Source organism: Methylobacterium sp. FW306-05-D, assembly GCF_058782155.1.
This window is the reverse complement of sequence record NZ_JBYSXL010000019.1, coordinates 20,690-34,622: the sequence shown is the minus strand read 5'-3', so window position 1 is coordinate 34,622 and position 13,933 is coordinate 20,690. Positions and strand designations below refer to the sequence as shown.

The following is a 13,933-nucleotide window of genomic DNA, read 5'->3' as shown; positions in this document are numbered from 1 at the left end:
CATGATGAAGCCCGTCCTCCTCTCCGGACCCCTCGCCCTCCTGCTCCTCGGGGTCCCGGCCCGGGCCGAGAGCGGACCGCCGGAGTTGAACATCGAGCGGACCTGCCAGTCGGCGGCCTCCGCGAGCGTCAGCGACAATGCCAGCCGGGAGGGATGCCTGCGCTCGGAGCGCGCCTCGCACGACGAGGTCAAGCGCCGCTGGGGCGAGTTCTCCCCCGCCGCCAAGCGCCAGTGCGAGAAGCAGTTCGAGGCGGGCGGCTTCCCGTCCTACGTCGAGATGGTGACCTGCCTCGAACTCGCGAGCGGCACCGGCCTGCCGAAGCAGCCGGACGATTCGCGCGCGGGCCGGGGCGCCAGCAGCGCCACGAAGGAGCCGAGCCCCGCCCAGCGCACCGATCCGATCAAGGTGCTCGAGCGCCCTTAGGCCGCCGCGCCGGCCTCCGGGTCAGGTCGACGAGGCCGGGACCTCCTCGGCGATCCAGGCCGGCTGCGGCCGGCCGCGACCGGGCTCGACCACACCGCCCCGGCTCTGCGCGAGGGAGGTGAGTTCCGGCGCGCGGGCGGTGTCGTCCACCGTCAGGAACAGGCGCCGCCCCTGCGAGATCCGGCCGAGGCGGGCGCTGCTGGTCAGCACGCTCTGGGCCGGGCTCGACAGCAGGCCGAGGACCACCGGCGCCATCCAGAGGGCGAGCCAGGCGTCGCCCGCCCAGGCGAGGCCGGCCGCCAGGAGGGCGCCCGCCACGAGGGTGTCGACCTGCAGCCGGCAGGCTTCCGCCCAGGGCACGCGGCGGTCGTCGCGGACCTGGGCGTCCCAGCGCACCACGCGGCCGACGAAGGTGGTGGCGACGGCGCCGGCCGCGAACAGCGTCATCACCGGCCAGAGCAGCACCCAGATCGCCTGTTCGAGGGCGGCGCTCTTCAGGAGCGAGGCGGTGCCGCCGAAGGCCGCGCGCCGCTCGCGCGAGGCCAGGACGTGGCCGAGGCTGAGCAGCTTCGGCAGGGCCAGGACCGCCAGCACGAGGGCGGCCAGGCCGTGGGCGGCGGCGCCCGTGCCGGTCAGGCCGTAGCCGAGCAGGCCGAGGTCTCCGGTCCGGGCCGCCTGGAACGTTCCGAGGGCGAGGAACAGGACCCAGAGCGGGCAGGCCATGTAGGACAGGATGCCGACGGCGAGGTGCCAGCGGCTGGCCGGGCGCAGGCCCGGCATCGCGGTGACGCGCAGGTGCTGCATGTTGCCCTGGCACCAGCGGCGCTCGCGCCCGAGGAGGTCGACGAGGTTCGTGGGCATCTCCTCCCAGGTCCCGCCCATCTCCGGCAGCAGGCGGACCTCCCAGCCGGCGCGGCGCAGCAGCGCGCCCTCGACGATGTCGTGGCACAGGATCTCGCCGCCGAGCGGCGCCCTGCCCGGCAGCACCGGCAGTTCGGCGTTGTCGGCGAAGGCCGCGATCCGCACGATCGCGTTGTGGCCCCAGTAGCTGCCGTCCGGCCCCTGCCAGGTCTCCAGGCAGCGGATCGCCAGCGGTGCGTAGAGCCGCACGGCGAATTGCTGGATGCGGGCGAACAGGGTGTCGCGTCCGGTGGCGTAGGAGACGGTCTGGATCAGGCCGACCCGGGGGCTCTCCTCCATCAGCCGGGCCAGGCGGCGCATGGCGCTGCCGGTCATCAGGCTGTCGGCGTCGAGCACGATCATGAAGTCGTATTCGGAGCCGTAGGTCTTGCAGAACTCGGCGATGTTGCCGGCCTTGCGGCCCGCATTGTCCCGGCGCCGGCGGTAGCGGATGCGCGGCAGGCCGGGGCCGTGCTGGCGGGTCCAGGCCTCGATGCGCGCGAATTCATGCTCCTCCACCGCCGCGATGGCGCCGTCCCGCGTGTCGGAGAGGACGAAGATGTCGAGGTCGCTGCCGTCGCCCCCGGCCCGCTGCAGCGAGCGGGCCATGACCCGCAGGGCCGCGAACACCGCGACCGCGTCCTCGGCGTGGATCGCCACCACCGCGGCCGTGCGGCTCAGGCCCGAGGCCTCCGCCGGGACGGTGAGGGAGCGCCGCTCCAGGGCGGATTTCGCCCGGTCGCCGAAGGCCGTGGCCACGAGGCCGTAGACGTATTGCCAGGCCACGAAGGCCTGCCAGGTCATGACCAGGGCGAACAGCCCGAGCACCGCGGCCCCGAGGAGGCCGGACGGCATCCCGTAGGCGGCCAGCGCCAGGGCGGCGATGGCCGCGCCCAGGGCGAGGGGCGGCAGGGCCAGCAGCAGGCGGCGGCCCAGGAAGCCGCCCGGCCGTGCGGCCGACGCCTCCGGTGCGATTTCCGGCGGAGCCGGGATTTCGGCCGCCGGGGCGTCGTGCGACAACCTGTGGGACATGGGGCGCGGGGAACTCGAAGGAGGGACACCGCGATCCACCACCGGGCGCGATGCCGGAAAAGGGGAAGCGATGCGCGATGGCGAGGGTCTCGAAGGATGCGGGCGGACCGAGTCCTTCTCGCGGCGGCAGGCCCTGCGGACCACGCTGAGCGCGGCCGTCGGGATGGTCCTGCCTACCGCGCACGATCTGAATGCGGGCCGAACGCGCGCCGCGGCCCCCGAACCCATAACATTCGATGCGGTGAAGGCGAAGGCGCGGACCCTGGCGGCGAGCCCCTACCGGGCGCCGGAGGACGATCTGCCGCCGGCCCTGGCCGGCCTCTCCTACGACGGCTACCGCGCCATCACCTTCCGGCCGGAGGCACGCCTGTCCCTCGGCCGCCGCTTCTCGGCCCAGCTGTTCCATCGCGGCTTCCTCCAGCGCAAGCGCGTCGCCCTGTTCCTGCAGCCGCGGACCGGGCCGGCCCGGGCCATCCCCTACGCCCCCGATCTGTTCGACCTCGGACCGGACCTGAAGGGCCGGAGCTTCGCGCCCGAACTGGGCTTCGCCGGCTTCCGGCTGCACTACGCCTTCGCGGCCGACCGGCCGGGCGACCAGGAGGAATTCCTGGTCTTCCTCGGCGCCTCCTACTTCCGGCTGCGCGGGTTCGGCCAGGAATACGGGCTCTCGGCCCGCGGCGCCGCGATCCGCACCGGGGGGCCGGGGGCGGAGGAATTCCCGGACTTCACCGCCTTCTGGATCTGCGAGCCGGAGGCCGATGCCCGCGCCATCGAGATCTGGGCCCTGCTCGACTCGCCGAGCCTCGCCGGGGCCTACCGCTTCCGCGTGGCGCCGGGCGACCCCTCGGTGATGCGGGTCGAGGCCGCGCTGCATCCCCGCACCGCCCTCGACCATCTCGGGCTCGCGCCCCTGACCAGCATGTTCCTGCACGGGGCGAACGGGCCGGGCGCGCGGGGGGCCGAGCCCTTCGACGATGTCCGTCCGCAGGTGCATGATTCCGACGGGCTGGCGGTGGTGACCCGGGGCGAGCGCCTGTGGCGCCCCCTCGTCAACGGCCGGGCGCAGCCGCAGATCTCGGCCTTCGGCGTCGATCCGCTGGAGGGCTTCGGGCTGCTCCAGAGGGCCCGCGACTTTCCCGCCTATCTCGACGTGCAGGCCCGGCACGAGGCGCGGCCCGGCCTCTGGGTCACGCCGGAATCGGGGTTCGGGGCCGGCGCGGTCCGGCTGTTCGAGATCCCGTCGCGCGAGGAATACATGGACAACGTCGTGGCGGCCTTCGTGCCCGCCGCCCCCGTCCCGGCCGGGAGCGAGCGGAGCCTGGCCTACACGCTCACGACGGTCGGCGCGGAGCCGGCGAGCGTCGTGCCCGGCACCCTCGGCCGCGTGGTCTCGACCCGGGTCGGCTCGGCCGAGCGCCTGCGCCCGACCACGCCGCCGAGCCCGCAGCGCCGCCTCTACGTCGTCGATTTCGAAGGGCCGGGCCTGCCGGCCGCGCACGGGGCGGCCCTGGCCGCCGACGTCTCGGCGAGCGCGGGCACGATGGTCGACCCGGTGGTGGAATTCGTCCCCCAGACCGGCGGCTGGCGGCTCTACGTCGAGTGGCGGCCGCCGACGCCGCTGCTGGCGGGCGACGTGATCCTGCGCGCCCGCCTGGTCCAGGACGGGCGGCCCGTGACCGAGACCTGGGACGCGGCCGCCTGAGGCCGAGCGGGGCGAGCGGCCACCGCAGCCGTGCCGGCAACGGCCGTTCGCGGATCGGCGTCCGGGTCGGGCCCTACTGGCAATCGTAGGATTGCGCGTCCGCCGGATGCGCCTTGAGGGTCAGCGCATAGGTATCGATGCGTGAAACGGTCCGTGCCTCGGAGACCGGAGGCTTGGTCAGCATCGTGATCGCGAATGCGGCGGCAGCCATAACAAATGCTACCGCAAGCGTTATCAGTGAACGCATGGAAGCCTCCATTGGGATGGATTGCTGCGAACACTTCGCTGTGTCGAGCGAGATGAGAAATAGATTGATTCGATTGATGACTCAATCGCCGAATATTGGAGTCTGCGGATAAATATTGTGCGACACCGAATGTTCGGGTCGTCGGCGTCTCACCCCGGTCCCGCTCCGCTCACCGAAACCGCAGCGCGTCCCGGCTTCGGAGAGGTCGTGCGGGACGTCCGTCGCGGCGCCGGGTTTGACCAGGCCGCGGATGGCCCTGTAGACACCCGGCCCCACCCGGAGACGCCTCATGGCCGCCATCAACACGAGTCTCGCCGCCGAACTCGGCGTCGCGGAATGGCAGGTGAAGGCCGCGGTCGACCTGCTCGACGGCGGCGCGACGGTGCCGTTCATCGCGCGCTACCGCAAGGAGGTCACCGGCACCCTCGACGACACGCAGCTGCGCAATCTGGAGGAGCGCCTTGCCTATCTACGCGACCTGGAGGCCCGCCGGGCCGCCGTGCTGGAGGCGATCGAGGCCCAGGGCAAGCTCGAGGCCGGCCTGAAGGCCCGCATCCTCGCCGCCGACACCAAGGCCCGGCTGGAGGACCTCTACCTGCCCTTCAAGGTGAAGCGCCGGACGAAGGCGCAGGTCGCCCGCGAGGCCGGGCTCGAACCCCTCGCCGAGGCGCTGCTCGCCCGGCCCGACCAGCCCCCGGACGGGGCCGCAAAGGCCTACGTGGATGCGGCCAAGGGGATCGCCGACGCCGAGGCCGCCCTGGAGGGCGCGCGCGCCATCCTGATCGAGCGCTTCAGCGAGGACCCGGAACTGGTGGGTTCGCTCCGCGAGACCGGCTGGCAGCGCGGCCGGATGGTCGCCACGGTGAAGGCCGGCAAGGCCGCCTCCGGCGAGAAGTTCTCGGATTACTTCGATTTCTCGGAAGCCCTCGCGAAGCTGCCCTCGCACCGCATCCTCGCCCTGTTCCGGGGCGAGAAGGAGGAGGTGCTCGACCTCGCCATCGCCGACGCGGCGGGCGAGGAGCCCGCCAAGGGCCAGCCCTCGTCGCAGGAGCTGCGCATCGCGAAAACCTTCGGCATCCGCGACCAGGGCCGGCCGGGCGACGCCTTCCTGATGGAGACGGTGCGGCGTGCCTGGCGCACCCGCCTGAAGCCCGCCACCGACACCGACCTGCGGGCCCGTCTCTGGGCGGTGGCCGAGGCCGGGGCCGTCACGGTCTTCGCCGGCAACCTGCTCGCGGCCCCGGCCGGGGCGCGCCCGACCCTCGGACTCGACCCGGGCTTCCGCACCGGCGTGAAGGTCGCGGTGGTCGATGCCACCGGCAAGGTGGTGGCCACCGACACGATCTACCCGCACGAGCCGCGCCGCGACTGGAACGGCGCCCTGATCGCCCTGGCCAAGCTCTGCCGGGCGCACAAGGTGGAGCTCGTCGCCATCGGCAACGGCACCGCCTCGCGGGAGACGGACAGGCTCGCCGCCGAGCTCATCGCCAAGCAGCCCGAGCTGAAGCTCACCAAGGTGATGGTCTCGGAGGCCGGCGCCTCGGTCTACTCGGCCTCGGCCTATGCCAGCGCGGAGCTGCCCGAGCTCGACGTCTCGATCCGCGGCGCGGTCTCCATCGCCCGGCGCCTGCAGGACCCGCTGGCCGAGCTCGTCAAGATCGAGCCGAAGGCGATCGGCGTCGGGCAGTACCAGCACGATCTCGCCGAGGGGAAGCTCGCGCGCTCCCTCGACGCGGTGGTGGAGGATTGCGTGAACGGCGTCGGGGTGGACGTGAACACGGCGTCGGCGCCGCTGCTGGCCCGGGTCTCGGGCCTGACCGCGCGGGTCGCCTCCAACATCATCGTGCACCGGGACGCCCACGGGCCGTTCCGCAGCCGCGCCAGCCTCAAGAAGGTGGCGGGGCTCGGACCCAAGGCCTACGAGCTCGCCGCCGGCTTCCTGCGCATCCGCGACGGGACCGATCCCCTCGACGCCTCGGGCGTGCACCCGGAGGCCTACCCGGTGGTGCGCCGCATCCTGGCCGCCACCGGCCAGCCGATCCAGGCCCTGATCGGCAACACGGGCGCCCTGCGCAGCCTGGACCCCAGACAATTCACCGACGCGACCTTCGGCCTGCCCACCGTCACCGACATCCTGTCGGAGCTGGAGAAGCCGGGCCGCGACCCGCGCCCGGCCTTCCGGACCGCGGCCTTCCAGGAGGGCGTCGAGAAGATCTCCGACCTGAAGCCGGGCATGCGCCTGGAGGGCGTCGTCACCAACGTGGCGGCCTTCGGCGCCTTCGTGGATGTCGGGGTCCACCAGGACGGGCTGGTGCACATCTCGATGCTGGCCGACCGCTTCGTGAAGGACCCGCGCGAGGTGGTGAAGCCCGGCGACGTCGTGCAGGTGCGCGTCGTCGAGGTGGACCCCAACCGCAAGCGCATCGCCCTCACGATGCGCTCGGACGAGGCCGGCGCGCCGCGTCCCGCCGCCCGCCGCGAGGCACCGGCCCCTCCGGCTCCCGCCGCGAGACCGGCCCCGCGGGCCCATCCGGCGCCGGCGCCCGAGGCCGGCGGCGCCCTGGCCGAGGCCCTGCGGCGCGCGGCCCTCGCCAAGGGCCTGCCGAAGCGCTGAGCCTCCCGGCTCCGTCCGGCGGGCGCCGATGGCGCGCCGCCGAAGACGGGCTCATGAGGACGGGCTCAGTGGAAGAACGGCAGCGTGTGCGGCGCGTAGAGGCCGAAGCCCAGCAGGGCCAGCCCGGCTACGCCCAGGAGGCCGCCGCCGACCACCAGGGCGAAGATGCCGGTGATGACCTCGGCGGAGGCGAGCACGATCCCGATCTGGAAGGCGGCCGAGGCGAACTCGTAATGGTGGTAGCGGTGCAGGGCGAGGTCGCGCACCTCCTGCGAGTGGCGCGCCTTCTCGGCCAGTTCCTTGCGCCCCTCGCCGGTGGCGGGCTCGCTGTCCCAGCGGGCCATGGTCTTGGCCCACTCCGCCCGCTTGGCCTTCACCGCCTCGGAATCGGCCACCTCCGGCGGCAGCAGCGCCAGGGTCTCGTCGGCGGTCTTGAGGACCGTGCCCCGGATGGTGCGGGCCTGGAAATAGGCCCACTGGTTGGAAGCCTCGACATTGGCCCCGAGGGCGTCGGTCTGCGCGCCCTTGGCCAGGGTCTCGGCCAGCGCCAGGAACAGCGCCAGCACCGAGATCAGCAGCGCCACGCGCTTGTTCGAACTGCCGCCCGCCCCGTGACCACCCGACATGCTGCCTCCTCCTGATTTGGACGGCGGCAGTCACACCCGATCGCGCCGGCGAGCGCAAGGCGATTTCCCGTCCGGGCGGACGACGCCGCGCTAATTCGGGAACACGTGGCCGCCGATGATCCGCAGGCCCACCGGGCTGCCGGCGGCGAAGCGGTTGGTGTCGGCGGCCTCCACCACCACGGTCTTGCCCTCGGGCCGGTCGACCTCGATGCGCTGGCGCCCCTGCGTCCGGTAGGACGAGCGCACCACGCCGTGGAGATGGGCCTCGCCGCTCTCGGCGAACTGGAGCTGCCAGGGCCGCGCATAGAGCTTGACCGGGCCGACGAGGCCGTCCGGCGCCCGCACCGGGGTCAGCCGGCCGTCGACGCGGACCTCGCCGCCCTGGGCGATCGCCCCGACCTCGATGGTGTCGCCGAGGAACTTCAGTACGGTGGCGGAGACGGGCGCCTCCTGCACCTCGTCCGGCGTGCCGACCTGTTCCAGGCGGCCCTTGTCCAGCACCGCGACTCGGTCGGAGAGCTCCAGGGCCTCGTCCTGGTCGTGGGTGACGAAGATCGTGGTCTGGCCGGTGCGGTCGTGGATCTCGCGCAGCCAGCGGCGCAAATCCTTTCGCACCTGGGCGTCGAGGGCGCCGAACGGCTCGTCGAGCAGGAGGACGCGGGGTTCCACCGCGAGCGCCCGGGCCAGGGCGACGCGCTGGCGCTGGCCGCCGGACAGCTGGCTCGGATAGCGGTCGGCGAAGCCCGAGAGCTTGATCAGGTCGAGAAGGTCGCCGACCCGGCGCTTGATCTCGGCCTTGGCGGGGCGGTCGGCGCGCTTCCGGGCCTTGAGCCCGTAGGCGATGTTCTCGGCCACGCTCATGTGCTTGAACAGGGCGTAGTGCTGGAACACGAAGCCCACCGCGCGCTGCTGCACGGGGAGCCGGGTCGCGTCCTCCGCCCCGAACACGATGCGGCCCGCATCGGGGAAGTCGAGGCCGGCGATGATGCGCAAGAGCGTGGTCTTGCCCGAGCCCGAGGGGCCGAGCAGCGCCAGCAGCTCGCCCGCCCGCACGTCGAGGGAGAAGTCGTGCAGCACGGCCGCCGTGTCGAAGGTCTTCGACAGGTCCTCGACGCGGATGGCGGTGGAGCCGCCCACCCGCTCAGTGGCCCCGGGCACCCGCGGCGATCTCGTCGGCGTAGCGCCATTCGAGGAGGGATTTGACGCAGAGGGTGACGAGGGCGAGGCCGGCCAGGAGGGAGGCGACGGCGAAAGCGGCAACGAAGTTGTACTCATTGTAGAGGATCTCCACGTGGAGCGGCAGCGTGTTGGTGAGGCCGCGGATGTGGCCGGAGACCACCGAGACCGCACCGAACTCGCCCATCGCGCGGGCATTGCAGAGGAGCACGCTGTACAGGAGGCCCCACCGGATGTTGGGCAGCGTCACCGTGCGGAAGGCGTGCCAGCCGGACGCCCCGAGGGTCAGCGCCGCCTCCTCCTCCGCCGTGCCCTGCTCCTGCATCAGCGGGATGAGCTGGCGGGCGACGAAGGGGAAGGTGACGAAGATGGTCGCCAGCACGATGCCGGGCACCGCGAAGATGACCTGGATGTCGTGGGCCAGCAGCCAGGGCCCCAGGAGCCCCTGCGCGCCGAAGACCAGCACGTAGATCAGCCCCGAGACCACCGGCGAGACCGAGAACGGCAGGTCGATCAGGGTGACGAGCAGGTTCTTGCCCCAGAACTCGAACTTGGCGATGGCCCAGGAGGCCATGATGCCGAAGACGAGGTTGAACGGCACCGCGATGGCGGCGGTCAGCAGCGTCAGCCGGATCGCCGTGTGGGCGTCGGCCTCCGTGAAGGCGGCGAGATAGGCGGCGAAGCCCTTGGCGAAGGCCTGCGCGAACACGGTGAGCAGCGGCAGCACCAGGAACAGCGCGAGGAACAGGATCGCGATCCCGATCAGCAGCCAGCGGATCCAGCGGCCTTCCGTGACGACGCTGGCGGGGCGGGCCTCCGCGAGGGCGACGGGGGCGAAGGTCTCAGACATAGCCGAATCTCCGCCGGCTCCAGGCCTGGATCAGGTTGATGGCGAGCAGGGTGAGGAACGAGATGCCGAGCATGATCGTGGCGATGGCGCAGGCGCCGCCGTAATCGTACTCGGACAGCTTGATGACGATGAGGAGCGGCGCGATCTCGGAGACGTAGGGCAGATTGCCGGCGATGAAGATGATCGAGCCGTACTCGCCGACGCCCCGGGCGAAGGCGAGGGCGAAGCCCGTGAGCACCGCCGGGATCAGCGGCGGCAGCACCACCCGCACCAGGGTGTGGATGCGCCCCGCCCCGAGGGTGGCGGAGGCCTCCTCGATCTCCTTGTCGATCTCGGCGATCAGCGGCTGCACGGTGCGCACCGCGAAGGGCAGGCCGATGAACACCATGGCGATGTAGATGCCCACGGGCGTGTAGGCTGCCTCGATGCCGAGCCGCGCCAGCTGAGCGCCGACGAGGCCGTTGGGCGCGTAGAGGGCGGCCAGGGCGATGCCCGCGACGGCGGTGGGCAGGGCGAAGGGCAGGTCCACCACCGCGTCGACGATTCTGCGGCCGGGAAAGCGGTAGCGCGTCAGCACCCAGGCGATGAGGAAGCCGAACAGAGAGGCGGTCAGTGCCGCCACCAGGGAGACGCCGAAGCTGACCCGCAGGGCGCTGGCCACGCGGGGATCGGTGGCGACCTCCCAGATCCCCGAAAGACCCAGCCTGGAGGCGCGCGTCACCAGCGCGGCGAGCGGCAGCAGCACGATCAGGCCGAGGCAGGTCAGGGTGTAGCCGAAGGCGAGCCCGAAGCCGGGGATCACGCTCGGGCGGAGAAAGCGCCGCTTGGCGCGCGTGGGCGCATCTTCACGGATGGGCGGAGCCATGGCGGTGTCCTGCTCAGGTCTCGGCCCCCTCCCGGAGCGGGAAGGGGCGGGGAGGGCGGTTCGCGTCAGCGCCCCGCCTTGCTCAACTGGTCGAACAGGCCCCCGTTGTCGAAGTTCTTCTTCTGGATCTCGTCCCAGTCGCCCTGCAGGTCCTCGATCTTGAACAGCTTGAGTTCGGGCAATTGCGCCAGATCCTCGGGCTTGGCCGCCGCCCGGTTGAGCGGGCGGTAATGGTGCTTGGCGAAGATGGCCTGCGCCCGGTCGGAATAGAGGAACTGGAGATAAGCCTCCGCCTGCTTGCGGGTTCCCTTCTTGTCGACGTTGGCGTCGACCAGGGCGACCGGCGGCTCGGCGTAGATCGAGGTGGGCGGCACGACCACATCGAACTTGTCGCGGCCGAACTCCTCGAACACCAGGTAGGCCTCGTTCTCCCAGGTCGGCAGCACGTCGCCGAGGCCCCGCTGCGCGAAGGTCACGGTGGAGCCGCGGGCGCCGGTGTCGAGGACGGGCACGTTCTTGTAGACCTCGCCCACGAAGGCATTGGCCTTGTCGGCGTTCTTGCCGTCGCGCTCGTAGGCGTAGCCCCAGGCGGCCAGGAAATTCCAGCGGCCGCCCGCGGAGGTCTTCGGGTTGGGGGTGATCACCTTGATGTCGGGCTTCACGAGGTCGCCCCAGTCCTTCACCCCCTTCGGGTTCCCCTTGCGCACGAGGAACACCACCGTCGAGGTGTAGGGCAGGCCCTGGTTCGGCAGCTTGGTGCGCCAGTCCGCCGGGATCTTCTTCGAGATGCGGCTGATCGCGTCGATGTCGGAGGGGATGCCGAGGGTCACCACGTCGGCCGGAATGCCGTCGATCACGGTCCGGGCCTGCGAGCCCGAGCCGCCATGGGCCGCGCGCACCGTCAGGGTCTCGCCGGTCTTGGCCTTCCACTCCTCGGAGAAGGCGGCGTTGATCTCGCGGTAGAGCTCCCGGGTCGGATCGTAGGAGACATTGAGGAGTTCGGTCTGGGCGCAGGCGAGGGTGGGGGCGAGCAGGGCGGCCGCGAGGCCGGCGCCGAGCAGGACCGCGTGGCGGCGGGTGCGTCCGGTGGTCCGGGAAAAGGTCTCGCTCACGGGAAGGCTCCGAATCTGGCATGCGCAGCCGGAGCGGAGGCATCCGCCCCGCAACCCCGGCGAGGCTGGTTTCGTTCGTTTTAACGAACATTGTCAAGCATCGCGACTGGGCGGGATAAGGGAGCCGGCGCAGATTCGTTCCCCGGCAACCCAGGGAATGGAAGCGATCTTTCTCCGCCGTAGAACCGAATCCTCCCGGAGTGGGGAGAGAGAGAAGAAACCGCTCACGCGAACAGGGTTCTATAGAAAGGACATTCCGGAGAAAATTGAACGTCGGGGCTGCGCCTCGCCCTGCAGACCATGCCTGCAGGCGCGCCGCCGCCGGTCGCGAGGCGCGAAACCGAGTCCGGTCCCCCGGGGCGAGCAGGGGCGACCCCCGGAAACTGGGCATGGCCGGCCGAGCGCCGGCCTCCGCGGACGGGAGGATCGGAGCGAAGCGTTGGAAGGTCCGCCTCGGTGGAACCCGTGGGCGCCGGCGTTCAAGCCGCGGCGCGGAGCACCCGGCCGCTCAGTCCGCCGCGACGGCGATGAGCGAGAACAGAGACGCCAGCAGGATGTTGCCGACGACGACGAGGGCCAGGGTGATCATGGGGGTGCTTCATGTGAGAGTGCGGCCGAGTGCCCGCACGCATCGGATCAACGCCCAACTAGCCGTCCCGGCGTGAACCGTCAGTGAATTCCCGCACAGGACACGGAAACATCCGGAAACGCGGTAAACGCGCCACACCCGGACGGTCAGCGCTTGCCCTTGCCGAGGCGCGCGAGCAGCGCTTCGAGCCGTGCGCCCGGAGGGTCGGACAGGATATCGGCGTAGAACGTGCGCAGGGTGTGCCCGAGGTGGCGGCGGATGCCGGGACCCAGCGTCGGCATCGCGGGGCGTGCGCCATCGGGACGGGACGCGGACTCGCTTCGGGTCTTGGGCATGGAACGGACCCCGGCCTCGGCATGGCGCGCCCTGCCCGAGGCAGGCGCGGCCGAAGCGTGAGCATGCCACCGATCGGTTAAGGATAAGCTGACGCCGGAGGGGTTCGTGCCGGCCCTCCCCGAGAGCGCGCAAGCCCTTATCAAAGGTTGTCAAGCGCATAGGCCAGAATCGCAGGGCTAAAAAAAACCTGCGCGGCGGGGTGCCGGGGGAAACGGCGACCGGGCAAAGACTTGGCCGTTCGGGACCGGTCCGGACCGATGCTGAAATGGCTAACGGACCGTTTCCGGTTGTGGACGAATCCGCCGAGATTCGCTTACAACATCCAAGCTCACGGCGCCGCAGAGTGGTTGTTTTTCGGCCTCCCGCAACCAACAACGGGAATTATAATCGGCATGCAGAATATTACCATCACCGACCGAGAACGCGATGCTGTATTGGCTGCGCTTCGCTATTATCAATTTTATCGTTTGCAGGGTCATCCCTTCAGTCCGCACCAAGATCATCTGATCGATGCCATTGCGAGTGATTCCGGAGAAGCCCTCGATCTTGCAGAGATCGATGACCTCTGTGCCGGCCTGAACGGCAACGATCACGCCCTCGCGGCCGTCACCAGCGCCTGAACGCCCCTATGCCGATGGGGCGGACGCCGCCGCCCCGATGTCCACGTTCCCCGATCTCTGTCTCCTGAGACCCGCGCCGGCCCCTGATGACGGGGCCAGCGCTCCCCCGGCGATCCCGCCCGGCGCCTCAGGGTGCGCTGTTCACCTGCTTCTGCGCCCGATCGACCGCCTCGTCACAGGCCTTGGCATCGCCCTTCTTGTCGGCCGTGCGCGCCTCGTCGAGGGCGACCTTCGCCTGCATCGCCTTGTCGCCGCCCTGTCCCGCCTCCGCCGACTTCTCCGGGGGCGCGGCCTCGGCCGAAGCGCTGCCGCCGCTCCCCGTGATGCCCTGGCCGCTCCGGGCGCTGGCCGCGGCCTTGCCGCTGGTATTGGCGGAGATCGCCTCCTTGGCCAGATCCTTCACCGAGCCCTCGAGCTTGGCGATCCGGTCGCCGCAGGGGGAGGCGAGGGCGGGTGCCGCACTCGCGGCGAGGAGGCCGCCGGCGAGGAGACCGGAGGCGAGACACCCGGCAGCGGGCCACACGAAACGTGTCATCGATTGCTGTCCTTGATTCGGGAGGTGGGGCCGCCCCGTCCGGGCCGCCGTCGTCCCGGGGTCAACCCGCGGGATCGATGCCGGGCTCCCTGCGGGAGCCGGAAATCCGCGAACGGGGCCCCTGGCCGGCGATGCGCCGACGGATGAGGCCGTGATTCGCAGGCACGCGACGGACCCGATCAGGCCATGGGCGCGCAAGCGCGGGCGACCGGCGGCGCCGGTGGAGGGGGGCCCGAGATGAAACGGGGTGCGGAACGGCGCCAAGCCGTCCCGCACCCCGGGCCCTCCCCGAAGCCGGGGAGGGG

Annotated in this window: 13 protein-coding genes; 4 read left to right on the top strand and 9 right to left on the bottom strand. The window is 71.4% G+C overall.

What is annotated here, in order from left to right:
- Position 1: 1 nt before the first annotated feature.
- Entirely contained in the window at positions 2 to 424 is a 423-nt protein-coding gene (locus AC3WLN_RS09325) for a hypothetical protein (protein WP_492480737.1), read from the top strand.
- Positions 425 to 445: 21 nt separating this feature from the next.
- Here the strand turns inward: AC3WLN_RS09325 and mdoH are convergent, their stop codons facing one another.
- Positions 446 to 2,356, bottom strand: coding sequence for a glucans biosynthesis glucosyltransferase MdoH (mdoH, locus tag AC3WLN_RS09320; RefSeq protein ID WP_492480736.1), 1,911 nt, complete (start codon positions 2,354 to 2,356; stop codon positions 446 to 448).
- Positions 2,357 to 2,426: 70 nt separating this feature from the next.
- On the opposite strand from mdoH, the gene AC3WLN_RS09315 reads away from it, so the two are divergent.
- Complete coding sequence (locus AC3WLN_RS09315) at positions 2,427 to 4,058, top strand: OpgD/OpgG family glucan biosynthesis protein (protein ID WP_492480735.1); 1,632 nt, start codon at positions 2,427 to 2,429, stop codon at positions 4,056 to 4,058.
- A gap of 73 nt (positions 4,059 to 4,131) precedes the next feature.
- On the opposite strand, the gene AC3WLN_RS09310 is transcribed toward AC3WLN_RS09315, so the two are convergent.
- Positions 4,132 to 4,269 (bottom strand): hypothetical protein, encoded by a 138-nt coding sequence (locus AC3WLN_RS09310; RefSeq protein ID WP_492480734.1) that lies wholly within the window; start codon positions 4,267 to 4,269, stop codon positions 4,132 to 4,134.
- A 325-nt stretch (positions 4,270 to 4,594) separates the two neighbouring features.
- Here AC3WLN_RS09310 and AC3WLN_RS09305 point away from each other — a divergent pair, with 325 nt between their 5' ends.
- The gene (locus AC3WLN_RS09305; protein WP_492480733.1) at positions 4,595 to 6,919 is read left to right on the top strand and encodes a Tex family protein; all 2,325 of its coding nucleotides are present in this window, start codon (positions 4,595 to 4,597) and stop codon (positions 6,917 to 6,919) included.
- Positions 6,920 to 6,984: 65 nt separating this feature from the next.
- On the opposite strand, the gene AC3WLN_RS09300 is transcribed toward AC3WLN_RS09305, so the two are convergent.
- The 6 genes from AC3WLN_RS09300 to AC3WLN_RS09275 form a co-directional block, all read right to left on the bottom strand.
- The gene (locus tag AC3WLN_RS09300) at positions 6,985 to 7,545 is read right to left on the bottom strand and encodes a DUF4337 domain-containing protein (RefSeq protein WP_492480732.1); all 561 of its coding nucleotides are present in this window, start codon (positions 7,543 to 7,545) and stop codon (positions 6,985 to 6,987) included.
- 90 nt (positions 7,546 to 7,635) lie between these two features.
- Positions 7,636 to 8,682 (bottom strand): sulfate/molybdate ABC transporter ATP-binding protein, encoded by a 1,047-nt coding sequence (locus AC3WLN_RS09295; RefSeq protein WP_492480767.1) that lies wholly within the window; start codon positions 8,680 to 8,682, stop codon positions 7,636 to 7,638.
- Positions 8,683 to 8,686: 4 nt separating this feature from the next.
- Positions 8,687 to 9,571 (bottom strand): sulfate ABC transporter permease subunit CysW, encoded by an 885-nt coding sequence (gene cysW / locus AC3WLN_RS09290; protein ID WP_492480731.1) that lies wholly within the window; start codon positions 9,569 to 9,571, stop codon positions 8,687 to 8,689.
- Entirely contained in the window at positions 9,564 to 10,436 is an 873-nt protein-coding gene (gene cysT, locus AC3WLN_RS09285) for a sulfate ABC transporter permease subunit CysT (protein WP_492480730.1), read from the bottom strand. The genes cysW and cysT overlap by 8 nt, the downstream gene beginning before the upstream one ends.
- A gap of 65 nt (positions 10,437 to 10,501) precedes the next feature.
- A complete protein-coding gene (locus AC3WLN_RS09280) occupies positions 10,502 to 11,548 on the bottom strand; it encodes a sulfate ABC transporter substrate-binding protein (protein WP_492480729.1) in 1,047 nt (348 codons plus the stop codon).
- Between the two features lie 735 nt (positions 11,549 to 12,283).
- Complete coding sequence (locus AC3WLN_RS09275; RefSeq protein ID WP_492480728.1) at positions 12,284 to 12,472, bottom strand: hypothetical protein; 189 nt, start codon at positions 12,470 to 12,472, stop codon at positions 12,284 to 12,286.
- Between the two features lie 393 nt (positions 12,473 to 12,865).
- Here AC3WLN_RS09275 and AC3WLN_RS09270 point away from each other — a divergent pair, with 393 nt between their 5' ends.
- Positions 12,866 to 13,093, top strand: coding sequence for a hypothetical protein (locus AC3WLN_RS09270; RefSeq protein WP_082487457.1), 228 nt, complete (start codon positions 12,866 to 12,868; stop codon positions 13,091 to 13,093).
- 127 nt (positions 13,094 to 13,220) lie between these two features.
- Here AC3WLN_RS09270 and AC3WLN_RS09265 read toward each other — a convergent pair whose 3' ends face one another.
- Positions 13,221 to 13,628, bottom strand: a complete 408-nt coding sequence (locus AC3WLN_RS09265) for a hypothetical protein (RefSeq protein WP_492480727.1) — start codon at positions 13,626 to 13,628, stop codon at positions 13,221 to 13,223.
- Positions 13,629 to 13,933 lie beyond the last annotated feature (305 nt).